At 38.2% G+C, this 15,652-nt stretch carries 16 protein-coding genes and 1 tRNA gene; 5 read left to right on the top strand and 12 right to left on the bottom strand.

Features of this window, described 5'->3' with window-relative positions; all coding sequences use genetic code 11:
• Positions 1–54: 54 nt before the first annotated feature.
• Positions 55–1,227, bottom strand: coding sequence for an ABC transporter permease DevC (devC, locus tag IQ276_RS01365; RefSeq protein ID WP_444880224.1), 1,173 nt, complete (start codon positions 1,225–1,227; stop codon positions 55–57).
• Positions 1,228–1,314: 87 nt separating this feature from the next.
• A complete protein-coding gene (locus IQ276_RS01360; RefSeq protein ID WP_235115341.1) occupies positions 1,315–2,622 on the bottom strand; it encodes an ABC exporter membrane fusion protein in 1,308 nt (435 codons plus the stop codon).
• Positions 2,623–2,836: 214 nt separating this feature from the next.
• Here IQ276_RS01360 and IQ276_RS01355 point away from each other — a divergent pair, with 214 nt between their 5' ends.
• From IQ276_RS01355 to IQ276_RS01345, 3 genes are all read left to right on the top strand, one after another.
• Positions 2,837–3,451: a TetR/AcrR family transcriptional regulator gene (locus IQ276_RS01355; protein ID WP_190881876.1), complete on the top strand. Its 615-nt coding sequence runs from the start codon at positions 2,837–2,839 to the stop codon at positions 3,449–3,451.
• Positions 3,452–3,732: 281 nt separating this feature from the next.
• Positions 3,733–4,806, top strand: coding sequence for a class I SAM-dependent methyltransferase (locus IQ276_RS01350; protein ID WP_193924881.1), 1,074 nt, complete (start codon positions 3,733–3,735; stop codon positions 4,804–4,806).
• A 4-nt stretch (positions 4,807–4,810) separates the two neighbouring features.
• Entirely contained in the window at positions 4,811–4,984 is a 174-nt protein-coding gene (locus tag IQ276_RS01345; protein ID WP_235115340.1) for a hypothetical protein, read from the top strand.
• 825 nt (positions 4,985–5,809) lie between these two features.
• On the opposite strand, the gene IQ276_RS01340 is transcribed toward IQ276_RS01345, so the two are convergent.
• The 3 genes from IQ276_RS01340 to IQ276_RS01330 all read right to left on the bottom strand — a co-directional run bounded on the left by IQ276_RS01340 (position 5,810) and on the right by IQ276_RS01330 (position 7,116).
• Positions 5,810–6,439 carry a Uma2 family endonuclease gene (locus tag IQ276_RS01340; RefSeq protein ID WP_193917894.1) on the bottom strand — a complete coding sequence of 210 codons (630 nt, stop codon included), beginning with the start codon at positions 6,437–6,439 and terminating at the stop codon, positions 5,810–5,812.
• On the bottom strand, positions 6,433–6,594 hold the full coding sequence (locus IQ276_RS01335) for a hypothetical protein (protein ID WP_193917911.1): 162 nt from the start codon (positions 6,592–6,594) through the stop codon (positions 6,433–6,435). Before IQ276_RS01335 ends, IQ276_RS01340 begins: the two co-directional genes overlap by 7 nt.
• A gap of 363 nt (positions 6,595–6,957) precedes the next feature.
• Positions 6,958–7,116 (bottom strand): hypothetical protein, encoded by a 159-nt coding sequence (locus IQ276_RS01330; RefSeq protein WP_193917895.1) that lies wholly within the window; start codon positions 7,114–7,116, stop codon positions 6,958–6,960.
• Between the two features lie 185 nt (positions 7,117–7,301).
• Here IQ276_RS01330 and IQ276_RS01325 point away from each other — a divergent pair, with 185 nt between their 5' ends.
• A complete protein-coding gene (locus tag IQ276_RS01325) occupies positions 7,302–7,571 on the top strand; it encodes a hypothetical protein (protein WP_193917898.1) in 270 nt (89 codons plus the stop codon).
• Positions 7,572–7,663: 92 nt separating this feature from the next.
• Here IQ276_RS01325 and IQ276_RS01320 read toward each other — a convergent pair whose 3' ends face one another.
• From IQ276_RS01320 to IQ276_RS01300, 5 genes are all read right to left on the bottom strand, one after another.
• Positions 7,664–7,843 carry a hypothetical protein gene (locus IQ276_RS01320; protein WP_228043128.1) on the bottom strand — a complete coding sequence of 60 codons (180 nt, stop codon included), beginning with the start codon at positions 7,841–7,843 and terminating at the stop codon, positions 7,664–7,666.
• Positions 7,844–7,919: 76 nt separating this feature from the next.
• Positions 7,920–9,791: a hypothetical protein gene (locus tag IQ276_RS01315; protein ID WP_193917899.1), complete on the bottom strand. Its 1,872-nt coding sequence runs from the start codon at positions 9,789–9,791 to the stop codon at positions 7,920–7,922.
• A gap of 24 nt (positions 9,792–9,815) precedes the next feature.
• Positions 9,816–10,943, bottom strand: a complete 1,128-nt coding sequence (locus IQ276_RS01310; RefSeq protein ID WP_193917901.1) for a restriction endonuclease — start codon at positions 10,941–10,943, stop codon at positions 9,816–9,818.
• A gap of 670 nt (positions 10,944–11,613) precedes the next feature.
• Positions 11,614–11,686: transfer RNA gene (locus IQ276_RS01305), tRNA-Arg, on the bottom strand.
• A 47-nt stretch (positions 11,687–11,733) separates the two neighbouring features.
• Complete coding sequence (locus tag IQ276_RS01300; RefSeq protein WP_190881901.1) at positions 11,734–12,924, bottom strand: murein hydrolase activator EnvC family protein; 1,191 nt, start codon at positions 12,922–12,924, stop codon at positions 11,734–11,736.
• A gap of 185 nt (positions 12,925–13,109) precedes the next feature.
• On the opposite strand from IQ276_RS01300, the gene IQ276_RS01295 reads away from it, so the two are divergent.
• The gene (locus IQ276_RS01295; RefSeq protein ID WP_193917903.1) at positions 13,110–13,394 is read left to right on the top strand and encodes a hypothetical protein; all 285 of its coding nucleotides are present in this window, start codon (positions 13,110–13,112) and stop codon (positions 13,392–13,394) included.
• A gap of 128 nt (positions 13,395–13,522) precedes the next feature.
• On the opposite strand, the gene trmFO is transcribed toward IQ276_RS01295, so the two are convergent.
• Both trmFO and IQ276_RS01285 read right to left on the bottom strand, forming a co-directional pair.
• Positions 13,523–14,836 (bottom strand): FADH(2)-oxidizing methylenetetrahydrofolate--tRNA-(uracil(54)-C(5))-methyltransferase TrmFO, encoded by a 1,314-nt coding sequence (trmFO, locus tag IQ276_RS01290; RefSeq protein WP_235115339.1) that lies wholly within the window; start codon positions 14,834–14,836, stop codon positions 13,523–13,525.
• Positions 14,837–15,021: 185 nt separating this feature from the next.
• Positions 15,022–15,408 (bottom strand): alpha/beta fold hydrolase, encoded by a 387-nt coding sequence (locus tag IQ276_RS01285; protein WP_193917905.1) that lies wholly within the window; start codon positions 15,406–15,408, stop codon positions 15,022–15,024.
• Between the last annotated feature and the right edge of the window lie 244 nt (positions 15,409–15,652).

Here is a 15,652-nt window from a genome sequence, read left to right as displayed (position 1 = left end):
TTTTAGATTTTGGATTTTGGATTGGGAATTGTTAATTATCCCCATGCCCATTTTTTAAAACATATCTGCGGGGTCGGCGGACTGTAATTTGCGAGTGGCGATCGCTCCAGAAATTATACACATAATCATAGTCAGGGCTAGGACTGTGGAGGCTCGCGCTAGGGTCATGTAAAGTGGTAAGTTGGTAGCATTACGAGTTAGATGGTAAAGTCCTAGAGGTGCGATCGCTCCTGGAATAAAGCCCAGCAATGCTAGAATTATTGCCTCTTCAAATACTACACCTAACAAGTAAAAATTGTTATAACCCATTGCTTTGAAGGTGGCATATTCTTTCATGTGAGCATTCACATCTGTAGACAGAACTTGATAGACGATAATCACGCCTACCATAAATCCCATTGATACGCCCAAGCTGAAAATAAATCCAATGGCAGTATTTGTTTTCCAGTAATCCTTTTCAAATTCGATAAATTCTGCTTGAGTTAAAATTTTGACATCATCACCAAGGTGTGATTTTAAAGCTGTTTTGATCTGGTTTGGGTCGTAGCCCGGTTGTAGTTGCACCAAACCAAGACTGACACCGCTGGCTTCTCGCCGGGGAAATAATCGCAAAAAGTTTTGGTCGCTGGTGATCAAAGTACCATCTGCAATGAAGGAAGCCCCGACTGTAAATAAGCCGTCAACGGTAATTGTCCGCCGTTCTATTTCAGTTGTGACGGTTTTACCCTGGTCAATTTGGGCGATCGCTTCTTGATAATCTCCTCTGGAAGCGCGATCGAAAAGAACTGTATCTGGTAGCTTCACAGCATCTATTTGCCGATTCACATCCGCTAATTTAAATACTTGCTGATCGGGATTAACCCCCATAACTAAGATTATTGTCTTGTTACGTGTTTGAGGATTTTTCCAATCCACAATGTTAATATACATACCTTCCGCAGACTTGACCCCCGGTATATCCATTGCCTGATACAGTCGTCGCCGTGTAAAGGTAGACATATTTGCAAGGTTACGCGCTTGGGGGCTAATTACAAACATGTCAGCCTGCATACTTTGATGTAACCTGGTATTACTTTCAAATAGAGCAGCCTGAAACCCTAGCTGCATAAACATCAAAACATCAGCAAAGGCAATACCTGATAATGCTACCAACAGACGACCTTTTTGATGACTCAGTTGCAGCCAGCCAAGAGGGGTTCGGCGCTGGAATTGTTCGATTAATTTCATCATGGGGAGGGGGGAGTGGGGAGTAGGGAGTGGGGAGCAGGGGAGGCAGGGGAGGCAGGGGAAGAAATAAGCAATACCCAATGCTCTTTAAAGTTCAATTACCGTTTTTACTTGCAGATTGGTCAATTTGGCAGCTTTGGCGCTAGATGCTCGATCTAGTCGCACATGGACTTCTACTACTCTGGCGTCAATATTGCTCGAAGGGTCACTGTTGATCAGATTTTGCCGCTGTACCTGCATTCCAATCCAATCAACGGTTCCCTGCAATTCTTTGGGCAAGGAATCGCTTACTACCTTGACACTTTGTCCGGGTTGCACTTTGTTAATATCACTTTGGTAAACTTCTGCAACTGCATACATCTGGTCGGTTTGACCTAGTTCCACAATCCCATCATTACCAACAGTTTCTCCGGCTCGTGTATTAATCTTCAAAATTTGCCCGGTTTTGGGAGCGCGGATGTATGCTTGATTTAGTTGCGCTCTAATTTTCTCTACGGTGGCTTGAGCGCTGTCTACTTCTGCTTGGGCGTTGGCTATATCTGTGGGGCGAACTTCAGCGGTTTGGTTGAGGGTGGCTTTGGCTTCGTTAATCTGCTGTTCTAAGGTGGCGAGGGTTTTATCCCGGTTGGCTCTGGCTTCGTTAATCTGCTGTTGTAGGGTACTTATAGTTCTTGTCTGGGTGGCTTGGCTTTCGATTAACTGCTGAGTGGAAGTCTCTGCACTCAAACGTCTGTTATCAACTTCCTGATTGGAAATTGCTCCTTGTTTGTATAATGTCTCGTAGCGTTGCACGTCAGCTTCGGCGTTGCGTCTCTCGGCTGCTACACGAGCCACTGTTGCTTGCAAGCTCTGTTGTTGTCCTTGCAATTCTGCTTCTAGACGATTAATTGTAGCTTGCTGAGTTCTGATATTTCCTTCTAGTTCTACTTGCAGACGGTTGACTGTAGCTTGTCTAGCCCCAATTTCTCCCTGTTTGGCTCCCGCTTTCACTTGGTTAAGCCGGGATTTGGCAACTTGAACTTGTTTTTGTGCTTCAACCAAACTAGCTTGTAAGCGATCGCTACTGTCCATAATCGCAATTACTTGTCCAGTCTTGACGCGATCGCCTTCTTTTACTAAGAGTTGCTCAACCCGATTCCCTTCATTAGAAGAAGGTGCAGACAGTTTTATAATCTCTCCATTTGGTTCCAACCGTCCCAGCGCTGTTACTGTTTTTACCACTGGTTGCGTTGGCACTGGTGCTTCTTGGCTCTTTTTCGACTGGCTCTGAAGCTGAGTTACCGTGTAAACACTAGCCCCACTGACAATTAAAGATGTAATTATTGCTAGGGCAATCGGCGATCGCACTAAATTTTGAGGAGACTTTAAACCCTCTAACTTCCAGTTTTGCACCATAGCATTCCCCTCCTATCAGCAGAAAATTGTACTAAACTGTCTAGTTCATTTTTATGCTAAACTAAACGGACTAGTTTAGTCAAGAAGTTTAAGGATGCAAATTGGGCATTAGTTTTCGTGATACGTAATCCCCAATCCCCAATCCCCAATCCCCAATCCCCAATCCCCAATCCCCCATCTATTAAAATTGTTTATAAGAAAGGATAATTAATAAATGAGACCCATCAAAGCTGACGAAGTTGAGCGAGATAATTCCGTTGATAAAGTGGAGCAAATTCTGCAAGGGGCAATGCAGGAGTTTCTCCAGCATGGCTATGCTGGCACAAGTATGGATCGGGTAGCGATCGCAGCAGGTGTTTCTAAAGCGACGATCTACAGTCACTTTCAAGATAAAGAAGGACTTTTTAAAGTACTGATAGAGCAACTAGCACGCAAGAAGTTTAACTCTATTTTTGGTACGGAACCGGTTGAGGGAGAACCAGCCGCTGTACTGCGCCAGATAGGAATCAAAGCATTAGAGCAGATGAATAACGACCAAGAACATTGTGCATTTATGCGAGTGTTGATTGGGGAATCTGGTCGTTTTCCTGAGTTAGCACAGATTTGTGTGCGGGCGCTGAATAAACCTGTCCTAGAAGCTCTTAGCCAATACTTAGCTGCTCCTGAATTAAATATACCTGACCCAGAAGCAACCGCAAGAATTCTGTTAGGAACATTGGTGTATTTTCATATCACTCAGGATGTGATGCATGGCAAAGATATTTTACCAATGAAAAGCGATCGTCTAATTGATGCGTTAACACATGTAATTAGTAAATGCGCTGAATAAAACTTGGTTGTAGAGAATGGGGAATAGGCAATAGGAAAAGTATTAATTGCCTATTGCCTCTGATCTAAAAGCTTTGGTTGGCGTCAGATTTAAAAGTATCGAAATCGGCCATGTCATGGGTAAGATTGGAATTGTTGTCAATCGATACACTCGATCAAAAATGCGAGACAGCATACTTTGGATCTGAATCGCGTTGAAAAGAGTTTTGCAACCATCTTCTGGCTAATTTGAATTTAAATGCAGTAAATAACACTGCATCGACACTCAAAAAGGACAATATCATGACACCTCAAATATTTGACGAAACCAAAGCAGAAGCATTTGCAGTGAGAATGCTGGACATTCTCAACAATGGGGCATTGGCACTGATGATTTCCATTGGGCATCGCACCAAACTGTTTGATAGTCTGGCAGAACTCCCACCGTCTACAAGTCAACAAATTGCTGATGCGGCAGGCTTAAACGAACGCTATGTGCGGGAATGGCTGGGGGCAATGGTGACCGGGTGTTTTGTTGAATATAATCCGGTAGAAAAAACCTACTACTTGCCTCGAGAACATGGTGCATTCTTGACACGAATAGCGCCTGGGGATAATATTGCTCCTTTTGCTCAATTCATATCGGTGTTGGGAGCAGTTGAAGACCAGATTGTAGATTGTTTCCACAAAGGCGGAGGCGTACCCTACTCACAATTTAAACGTTTCCATGAAGTGATGGCGGAAGATAGCGGACAAACTGTAGTAGCTGCTTTAGAAGAACATATTTTGCCGCTGATTTCTGGTTTAACAGAAGCCCTACAACAAGGAATTGATGTCCTAGATGTAGGTTGCGGTAGTGGTCGTGCTCTCAACAAGCTAGCACAGCTGTTTCCCAACAGTCGTTTTAAAGGATATGATTTGTCCCCAGAAGCGATCGCCATTGCCTCTACTGAAGCCCAGCAACGAGGACTCACCAACATTCAATTTCAGATCAAGGATGCCGCTACATTCGACGAAGTAGAGCAATACGACTTAATTACTACCTTTGATGCGGTACATGACCAGGCAAGACCTGATGTTGTATTGCGAAACATTCATACTGCCCTGCGTCCCAATGGCATTTATCTGATGCAAGACATCCACGCCTCAACTGATGTTAATGGCAATCTGGAACATCCCATTGCCCCTTTTCTTTACACCGTTTCTTGTATGCACTGCATGACGGTATCCCTAGCAGGAGGCGGTATGGGACTGGGAGCCATGTGGGGACAAGAAAAAGCAGTGGAAATGTTGAGTGAAGCTGGGTTCACTGGTGTGGACATCAGACGACTGGCTCACGATTTACAGAATAACTACTACATTACTAGAAAGAGCTAAACAAATGTGTCAACTTTGTAGTGTGCTTAATCGATTAGGCGATCGCACCAAGAAGTATCCACCTTTACCGACTACGAGTCAATTCTCTGCTGCGGTTGCAATTGAGCGCTTACCGCAAACAAAATCTGATGACTCTCAGTCAAACAGTACAGTAATCATTAGTCCCCAACGTCAATGATTACACCATAGTTCTTGAATTTGAACGTGGTTGAACCAAATTGCATGGAACAAACCTACTATAAAAATCAAGCCAATAATACTACTAATGAAAGCAACTATCATCTCGTGCTTCCGTATAGCTTTTTGTATCTTCGCGTCTATGATGTCTTCTAATTCTTTGTATGACATTTAGTTTAATTTGGCTAAAGGCAAGAATGATGTAGAACTTACGTATTTACATAAGCTCGAATATGTCCCAAACCTCTAACTGATTCGCTTAATTGGTACTAAGCTCAAACAGCTTAGTACCAATTAAGCTTAGTACCAATTCTTGAAGAAAGGTATACAGATTCTAGAAAATAAGGATGAGGAAAGGTGTAACTAATATGGCTAGTTTATACAAACTAGTCATTAGCGAGAGTGTGGCACAACTCAAACATCACTTAAAAATTGTCGTATATTTTGACGATTAGCAGCTATGAAGAGGCACAGTCAAATTCTTTTCAAAGTTACCCATTAAATGCTTTGTCTAGAATAGACCTGCCTTGAAAATAGGGAGTTGGGAGTGGGGAGTAGGGAAAGGAAATTTTCATTGTTCCTTGTGAACGCAGCTCATGGAGTCTCTTGCAAAAGTCCCTAACACCCCACCCCCAACCCCTCCCCTTGGTAAGGGGAGGGGAGCGTTTGCTTTACTCAAATGCGGGGTGGGGTTCTTTATTTTTGATTTATGCAAGAGACTTCATGAGTTGGACTCACAAGGAAAGAATGAAAATATCTCTTTCCCAGTCCCCAATCCCTATTTTTAAGGCAGGTCTAATGGAAGGGAAAAGTGCATCAAGTTCTTTTATAGACGGATATGTTGAATAAACTTTAATATTATTTCTCTTGGTTTTTCATCAGACATAACAAAACTTGCCAAGACATTTAAATCTAAATTTGGTAGAAATTCACTTTTTGATATTGACTCATATTTATCACCACGGAGATAATATAATGAAAACTGATTATTCTGCCAAAACCAAACCTCTGGTACTCCTAAACCTTGATAAATAACTAAATCATCAATTCCCCCACTTGTCACAACCACCTCAATAGCAAGATCGGGAACAGGTTTTTCCAAATCAAAGCAATAACATTCATCTGGCTCTATTCCTCTAGCTGCTGTTTGTTTTCTAAAAGTAGTTGAGCCTAAAGGATAAAAATCAATACCTGTTTCTAAAAAATAGGCTTCTAGCAATAAAGCAATAATCTTTTTATTAAACTCATGACGACGGCTAGGAGACATTATTTCTAAAGTACCTTCTAAATATTTCAAGCGATAATGAGAATTATTTGGAAAACCTTGTAATAGTGTCTCATATATATCCCAGCTAATCCCATTCATCAGTAAAATTTGGTCAGAATCAACATTTTTTAATGCTGACTGACTGATTAATTCTTCTAAGCGGCTAAATTTTTCTAGTAAACCTAACATGATTGCTGCTCCAAAATTGCCTTAATCTCTGCCATGATTTCAGCTACGCGCTTATATTTATCTAATATATCTATAACCAAATGTTCAGGCGGTAAATGCTCAAAATCCTCCTGAGTATTTGGGTTTTTTGTTCTGCCATGCAGATGATTTGGCATGATTAAAAATTCATCTAAACTCGATATTTCAATATTTACTAGGTAATGAATTCCAAAAATCTAATACGATATTTCCTAACTTATTAAGATTGACATCACTATTTGAAATATTAGCGAACAGAAATTTTATTTGATATGTAGAAATTGTCAGAGAATAAGCACCAGCTTGGGAATAATCATAGCCACGTAAGTCAACCCCAAGAGTTTGAAACTTGACGAGAAAAGAGCAAACGCCCTACTAGTGTTGTGAAAGAAGTCTGACAGCCTTTGAAATGGCAATCTACATTAAACGAGCGCGGAGGGATTTGAACCCCCGACCCACAGAACCGGAATCTGGTTAAGAACGATATAACTAGCATTTTCTCAGTTTTCTCTGACTTCACTAAGTAATTCCTTTGCAGCTTTTAAGGTCTGTAAGTCAGTACCCTTAATAGATTTAATTCCAATTCTGACTAAATCATTCTGGCTAACGCCTAAACGCGCACTTTCACTTTTTAATAATTGGATAGTATCGTTGTTCATTCTGATACTTCTAACAGTCGATATTGTCTTAATCATTACTTGTAATACATAAAAACTACTATAATATAAATATAGCACAGATAAATGGATTATGAAGAACCATGAACATACAAAAATATTTAATACGTAGACATCAATTTAACAGGATGAAAGTGTCAAGAGTAAAAACGAATACTATAGAAAATATGCCACATATTAATAATGGTGTACCAATCGAAGCTAGACCACAAATTCAAGGATTAGAGTACAGTTATAAACCAATATTGACTACTTTTGCTTTGATGGCAGTACCTCTAGCAGCAACTGCTAACCTCTATTCAGATGAGCCGCCTACAAGAATTGTTGCATTACGTATCAAAGGAAAAAACCAACCTTTGACAGATGACGAAAAGAGAGAACTAAGGAATTTTTATTCAGTAGACAATACCCAATCAGAGAAGAAAATTTACAACTAGTATCAAAATCAACTTATAGACCAAGGATTCAAGACGCTAAGGAAGGTTATTTAAGTAATAAAGGACTAGATAGTTATTTAGTCCTTATACTTTTATATCTTGTAAATACTACTTCCCTGTCCTAAGTAATGCTCATAAATATGTTGATAAACTTCTAAGCATTTTTTATCATAAACTTCTGCTGAGTAACTTGCTGGTAGTTTATCTAAAATGTCCTTAATGGTTACTTCTATACCTGCCCTAGTTTGCTGAAGTTTCTGCCAGTCTAACAACTTAAAATTAATTTTCCAACTTTCAAAGTGTCTAAAAGCTATTTCGATACTTGCTTGACTTTTAGTTTTATTAAACTTAATCTACATAACTATCAGCAATAATTGTAAAATTTAAATTTCTCAATCCAATGTAATCATCTAAAAAACCTGAAGCTGGTTCAACAAGTGGACAATCATTTTTATAAGTAGGCAACCAAAATCTACTTATGATTTCTATGTCTGAAAAATGCTTATTTTTTTCAATGAATTCTTGTAACAAGTATTCATAAGTAAATTGTTTACGAACACTTCTATCTTTTATTTCTTTTATATTGTTTTGGTCTAATAAATAGTTTGATAGTAAATATTTAACATCTATTAAACATAAATAAGATATTTTTTGAATAAAATTTTCAAACATAGAAACCATTTCATCCCCTTCATCATCACTCAAACCATTTTTAATATATCGAATAAAATTATAGGCGTAACCTCTAAATAAAGAAGTCTTAAAAACATTATTTTCTATATGAATTTGAAAGGTATTTAATAAAAAATTACAAAAACTATCACGAGTACATACGCCATTTTTTATAGCTATATAAAAGATGTGATTCAGGCGATACATTAAAGCTAATTTGTCCGAGGTAATTATTTCATCTTCATTGATTGACCAAAATGAATAAAAATTAGATGGCAATTGATGATTAATTGACAACAGTGAATTGTCTATTTTAGGATAAATTTTTTCTAATTCTATAAAAGTATGTTTATTAGTGGGTTGACCCTTATAAGCTATACCTAACGTTTGGTTATCAAGTATAGTTGTACAAGTAAAGCTGGTTTTATAACCGTAATCATCCCAGTTGTCTTTAGTTAAAACAAAGTTTTCTTTTGAATTAAGAGTATTGTTAATTTTTCCATTAAGATTGTCTAATTGGTGATAATAAACAACTGCATCAGGTATTAGTTTTTTACTATTCATAGTAAAAACCCCACTTAAGCTTATTATTTTGGGTTTACTGTTGGCTATTGCTAATGTGTGATGTGATAAATACTTTGTATCCAAATGTAAGATGTACTCTGGTTTTATATTTTTAACTATATATGTCAAACACATAGACTCCCAAACACTATAAAAATTTTTAATGCCCCAGACTTCTCCCTCATCTGTTTTAGACATATCACCGTATAAAAATAGTTCAATAGATTCATAAAAAGACCAATAATCGTAATCTTTAATAGCAGTATGTTTATCGATTAATTCTAGTGCATCCTTTAAAATGTTCACAATTTGGCTACTAGATTCTTCATTAAATAATCCATAGCTAGAATCAATATATTTATATTTAAATCTCTCAGATAAAGCAGCAACTTCACTATTGACTTTTTCATTTAATTGTTGCTTTATCTCTACGAAGATATAACAAAACATAGCAACAATATCTGTAGAATGGTAATGTATAATTCGCTTATGTGAAGTTATTTTATCAATATATATTGCTCCATTATTTAGATAAACTGCTTTGTCTAAAAAACGATGTAATTGGCTATAGTTGATGTTTTCATTTATTCCTAATCTATAGACCAAAGAAAATATTTTAAGTTCATCATAAGTATTCAAGATAGAATCGAAAGAATTTAATTTCGAGTAATATATATTTTCTTCATTAGTATCAGGTAAAATAATGTTTTGGATACTACCTAAAATTTTAATAACGCCATCTCTATCTTGAGCTTTTATGTCATGCTTAGATTGTAGATAACCTTTCTCTATACAAATTTCTTTATATTTTCTAAGTATTTTATATAATTTAAAAAATAAGGTTTTTTTACTTTCATAGGTATTAAATGAACTGATATCAAATCCTTTAGGCAAATAAAATATTAATTTAGAATTCTGCTTCTTTATACCGACAAAAGAGTATCTATCATCTACGCTAACTTGTAAATTTTGAAAATAAATCATTAAACGTACCTCATTAATAAATTGCTAAAACTCTAGGTCTTTTGTTAATAAAGAAGTTACATTATCATGTATATGTTGTACAAATTGTTCAGTATGCTCTACAAAATCAGCATAAGTAATCAGTTTAATATCTTTTCCTAATTTATCTGAAAGAAATTGTATTAAAGGTTTTTTATCTCTAGCAAATACACTATCCCATAAGTAAAACATTAATTTGTCTTGAACTTGTTGCAGAGTAATAACATCATTTTCTGCTTTAATAAACCACCAACCAATCTGTTTATCTTCTATTTTTCTAACAGTTTCGTAATGCGATTTAATAAACTCATTAATACCAACAACAAATTTATACCAATATAATTGTTTGTTATCATTTAATAGTAATATTATTGAAGAAACTTCTTCTAGAACTTTATTGGCTTTTATATCTTTTTCAGCAGGAGCATCTAAATATTCCCAGTCCCAACGCCTTTTAAAAGCACTATCTAAATAATAGATTGATTCATCAGATGTATTAATAGTAGCAATAAGTGATAAATTATTTGGAATACTTATCTTGCGATTTTTTAATAGTTTTAGTATTCGTAATCCGCTTTCATTCGATTGATGTTTTAATTCTCGTTCAGTCATATTACAAAATACATCAAAATTAGAGCCATCTATTTGTATAGGACTGTCAGTTGAAGCTTGTGCTTTATAGCCCATTGAGTTAAATAAACCAATCAATTCAAGGTCTGATAAATCAACTTCATAAGTTGACCAATTATCATTTTCTCTATCTAATAACTGAAATATAGAACCAAATATTGCAGCAGCATTACCTCTATTCAGTTCATCTATAACTAAAAGATAATTTTGACCCTTTCCATTTAGTAAATCCCTATATGCTAGCCCCAGAGCGCGTATGAAGTGTCCTGAATAAAATTTGTATATAATGGAATTACCTTGACTTTGTGGCAATAGTTTTCCTACAAAATCGGAATAAGTATATTCAGGATGAAATACAGTCTTGATTGTATTTTTTAACGTATTAGTCTGTGAATCAAAATGTATTTGTAAATATTCTGTTGCAATTGAGCGAATCTTGAAACTTTTACCGATGCCAGGACTACCAAAGATAATCTTTTGGATTGGTTTTATTTGTTGATTCATAATTTAAATTTAGCTTTATTTATTATTCAAAAAATCATACTAACTCATAGCATAAAATTGGATAGTAAAATTTTAGTATTATTTAATACTTGTGTTTGATTTGGCAAACATAACTAATTACGCAATGCCGTTGGTTCATTTCGCTTCGCTGCGGTCTGAATGACTGTAAGATTTCCCTTGAGTCCCTTGATTAAATAGTTTTTAAAAGTTAATTCACTTTATATAGCTAGCTATTTTTTAACAATCAAGACTTGGAGTCCCGTTTCCTTTGGATTCCCTAGCAAGCATAAAAAGTTGGATGAAAATATACTGAAGTATGTAAAGTATGCAACTTTTTGCACACTAAAGTGCATACCTATAGATATAGGTGATAGCATTTTAACGCAGAGACAGCACCACTGTAAAACTAACTTGATGCACAAAATTTTAAAAAAGTCAAGTTTGGTATAAATTATATTAAGAATTTTCTAGCAAGTTCTTAGGAATTATCAGAGACAGGTTTTATAAATTAATTATAAGCAAAAATTATATTACTAAGTCTAAATTATAATTGTTCTGTATTGCATCTATCCGTTGCAATTCTGTCTCATAGGGTAGATTGGTTTTATCCCGTGAGAGAAAACTGAGAGAAAATGACCTCTCCATTTTCTGGTTAGTCTTGTAAAGGTAACGAGCGCGGAGGGATTTGAACCCCCGACCCACAGAACCGGAATCTGTTGCTCTATCCACTGAGCCACGCGCCCTTATTCTCCTAGATTATAGCACGGCTGCGATCGCATTTGCTCTCGGATTAAAGATAATCAGTGGGATTGACGGGTGAACCATTACGGCGCACTTCAAAGTGGAGGTGAGGCCCAGTCGATAAACCTGTGGAACCAACAGCAGCGATCGCTTGTCCTCGTTCGACTGCTTGTCCTTCGGTAACATACAACTCGCTGGTATGTCCGTAGAGTGTAGTAATACCTTTGCCGTGGTCGATAATTACAGCTCTGCCATAACCACCATACCACCCAGCAAAAATCACTGTTCCGGAATCGGCTGCTCGAATTGTACTACCATAGCTAGCGGCAAAATCCAGACCTGCGTGAAAGCGACGATAGCCAAGAACTGGGTGCATCCGCCAGCCAAAGGGACTGCTAGTAGGAGCATCGCTAGGATAGGTAAACATCCCAGTTCCCTGAATGATGATGCTTGTGCGGCTGTTGGTTTTTGCTTGGGCTGCTTGTGCTACCTTTTGCTGAATTAAGACTTCCAAATTTTTGGATTCTCTTTCTAGCTGATTTTGGGCTGCTTCCAAAGCGAGGCGATCGCTATTGAGGCGTTGAATCAATTCTGATTGTGATTGGGCCTGGGTTTGATAATCGGCTTTTTGTGCTAGTAGCTGCTCACGAATCAAAGCAATTTGGTTTTTTTGTTCCTCTACTTCGGTTTTTTGCTGATTTATCAAATTTGCTTGGGCGTTGAGTTTTAGCAAAATTTGTTGGTCTGCCTGATAAACTAACTTCAACTGATGACGACGGCTGATAAAGTCGCTGATATTTTGACTTTGGAGCAAAACTGCCCATCCCTGACTAGCTGGCGATCGCTGGAGATATCGCAATCGTGCTACTGTTGCTATTTGACGAGTTTCATAGGAACGTTGGGCTACAGCTAAATCAGTTTCCAACTTTTGCAAACGTTGGGTAGCCAGTTGTAATCGTGATTCACTTTCTTGAATATAGCTATCTGTGGTTTGCAGATTTTGGTTTAAACCAGTCAGGTGCTTTTGCGCCTCTTGTTGGAGATTTGTTAAGCGATCGCGTTCGTTAACCACACTCTGATGCTGCTGGTTCATTTGTTGCTGTTGTTGACGCAGGGTATCAATAGACTGTGTAGAGTTTGCGTGTACTGGAATTAAAGCCAAACAAACCCAAGAAATACAGCAAAATGCAACACATAAAACCCAAAAAATCTGCTTTTTTTCTAGAAATCGCGCTCTCATAGTGTGCAGCCCAACCAAACCGATGCTTTCAAACACTATGAGGATTATTCCCAAAATTCGATTAATTTACTGTAGGGAATGGGGAATGGGGAGTGGGGAGTGTGGGAAACAAGGGGACATCCCAATTTCTAGACAAAGATTCTAGCTATGTCAGCATTGAGCAGATGTATTAGCTAGTTAAGTGTATGAACGCACGCATAACAATTTTCTTACTTACCTTGGTTTTTCCAGGACTGGCGGTGGTGGGAGTATCCTCATATTGGTTTAACCTGGATTATGCAGCACTGATCAAAGCTGAAAAATATGTGGAAAACCTTGTAGAGCAGACAAAAGTTAATGATAGACAGTTACAGTACGCCTATCATCGTACCTGTATTCATCGCATCAATGTATTTGCCGATGGTACCTGGGGATTGCTGGGGGGTATCATCGCCGGGTTAGGCATACATGGAATAGGGAATCGGGAATAGGGAGTGGGGATGAGGGAGATGAGGAGGATGAGGGAGATGAGGGAGATGAGGGAGAATAATAACTCCTAACTCCTCACTCCTCACGCGGCTCATTGCCCCGCTATCGCTAACAGCACTCCTAATGCCCTTTAATTCTGAGCTTTCCAGTTTGTTAAGTCAGCTAAAGAGCGATCGCGATAATGTCCATAACGCTCTTGTTTATTTTTGATTTTCACACCTAATTCGGGAAAAATCCCAAAATTAGGCGGCATTGGTTGGAAGTGTTTGGGTGAAGCAGAACTAATAAATTCAAATAGCGCCCCCATCATTGTTGTTGGTGGTAAAGCCAATGGTTCTTTACCCAAAGCTAGCCGCGCTGCATTAATTCCCGCTAAGCAACCACCCGCAGCCGCAGCGGTGTAGCCTTCTGTACCAATTAACTGTCCAGCTGCGAGCAAAGTTGGATGCCCCTTAAATTGCAGAGTCGGATACATCAACTGAGGAGCATTAATAAAAGTGTTGCGGTGCATGACTCCCAACCGTACAAACTCGGCTTTTTCTAAACCGGGAATTAGCTGAAATATGCGCTTTTGTTCACCCCAGCGCAAATTAGTTTGGAATCCTACCATGTTCCAAAGTTGACCGGCTTTATCTTCTTGGCGCAACTGCACCACAGCATAAGGACGTTCCGCTGTGCGACTATCTGATAAACCCACTGGTTTCAGGGGACCAAAACGCATGGTGTCTTCTCCCCGCTGTGCTAGTTCTTCAATGGGTAGACAAGCTTCAAAAAATTTCGCCGTTTCTCGTTCAAAATCTTTGAGTTCTGTTTGTTCAGCTTTGCAGAGTTCTTCTCGAAACCGCAAATACTGTTCTTTATTCATTGGGCAGTTGAGATAAGCAGCTTCACCTTTGTCATAACGTGATGCCATAAAGGCAATGTCACGGTTAATCGATTCTCCCACGATAATCGGGCTAGCTGCATCAAAAAAGCTGAGGTATTCCATCCCGGTAAAGCGGCGCAAATCTTCTGCTAAATCTGGACTGGTTAAAGGCCCGGTTGCTAAAACCACAATTCCTTCAGGAATTGCTTGCACTTCACCCCGACGGAATTCAATTAAAGGATGATTGGATAAAGTTTGAGTTAAATCTTGGCCAAATTGTCCCCGATCTACCGCTAATGCACCACCGGCAGGAACGGCGTGTTCATCAGCTTTAGAAATTACAATGGAACCAAGCTGACGTAATTCTTCGTGCAACAATCCAGCAGCGCGATCGCTTGCCATTGCCCCAAAGGAATTACTACACACTAATTCTGCCAGATGTTCTGTATGATGAGCAGGACTGAAGCGCTTTGGACGCATTTCATATAAAATCACCGGTACTCCAGCTTGGGCTATTTGCCAAGCTGCTTCTGTCCCAGCTAGTCCACCTCCAATTACTTGTATCGGTTGTTTTTCCATAGTTAAATTTTCCAAGTCATCAGTTAAAACCGATCGGATTTTTAATTTTGCATAGTGAAGTATCAATTCTAGCAGCAATTACAAAGTAGATGAAATAAAAGCGATCGCTTAGTTGATTAACTGGCAAGCGATCGCTGTTTAGGAAAAGAAAAGTTTTGTATTTTATTTGTCCATGTTACTTCTGGTTATTTTTCAACAAAGCGATCGCTCCATTCACCAGCAACTTTGTACCACTCAGATGCATTTAAATGCAGATTAATAGAATGTCCTGCATCTCGCTGAATATAGACCTGTAACTGCGCCTTCGGCGAAAAAAATTGCCCTTCAGATGCTGCCACATTTTCCCGACTACAGATTTTGTCAGAGCAAAAAAGATTATCTTTTTGTCCAATTACTAGTAAAACTGGAACGCGAATTTTTTTCGAGATGTCAGAAGTAACAGCTGGAAAAAATGTTCCTGCTTCGCCAGTTGTCAATGTCTGTGTAAGTTCTTCGTCTTTCTCAATGACTTTTGCATCGGCATTGGACTGATTGTAAAGCAACTGTCCTCGTGTTCCTGGTAAAGTCGTCAAATAATCATTGATTAAAAGAAAATGCGTTTTTCACATTTGTTATTTTTTTAGAGAAAATTATTACTTGAAGCTAACAATAGCAGATTTTGGATAAAAGAAGTATGGGCATATCAAAATATCCCACTTTTCGTACTTTTTCCACTTTTGTTACTTTTATAACTGATTGTCTTTTGAGAAAATAAAATAGGCTTGATGCTTAGCTAACAGACTGAGTTTGTGTACTTCAGGCTTATTGAAATACGCT

It is taken from the genome of Desmonostoc muscorum LEGE 12446 (assembly GCF_015207005.2).
Classification (GTDB): domain Bacteria; phylum Cyanobacteriota; class Cyanobacteriia; order Cyanobacteriales; family Nostocaceae; genus Nostoc; species Nostoc muscorum.
The sequence above is the reverse complement of the archived record's forward strand: the minus strand, read 5'-3'. Positions and strand labels throughout refer to the sequence as shown.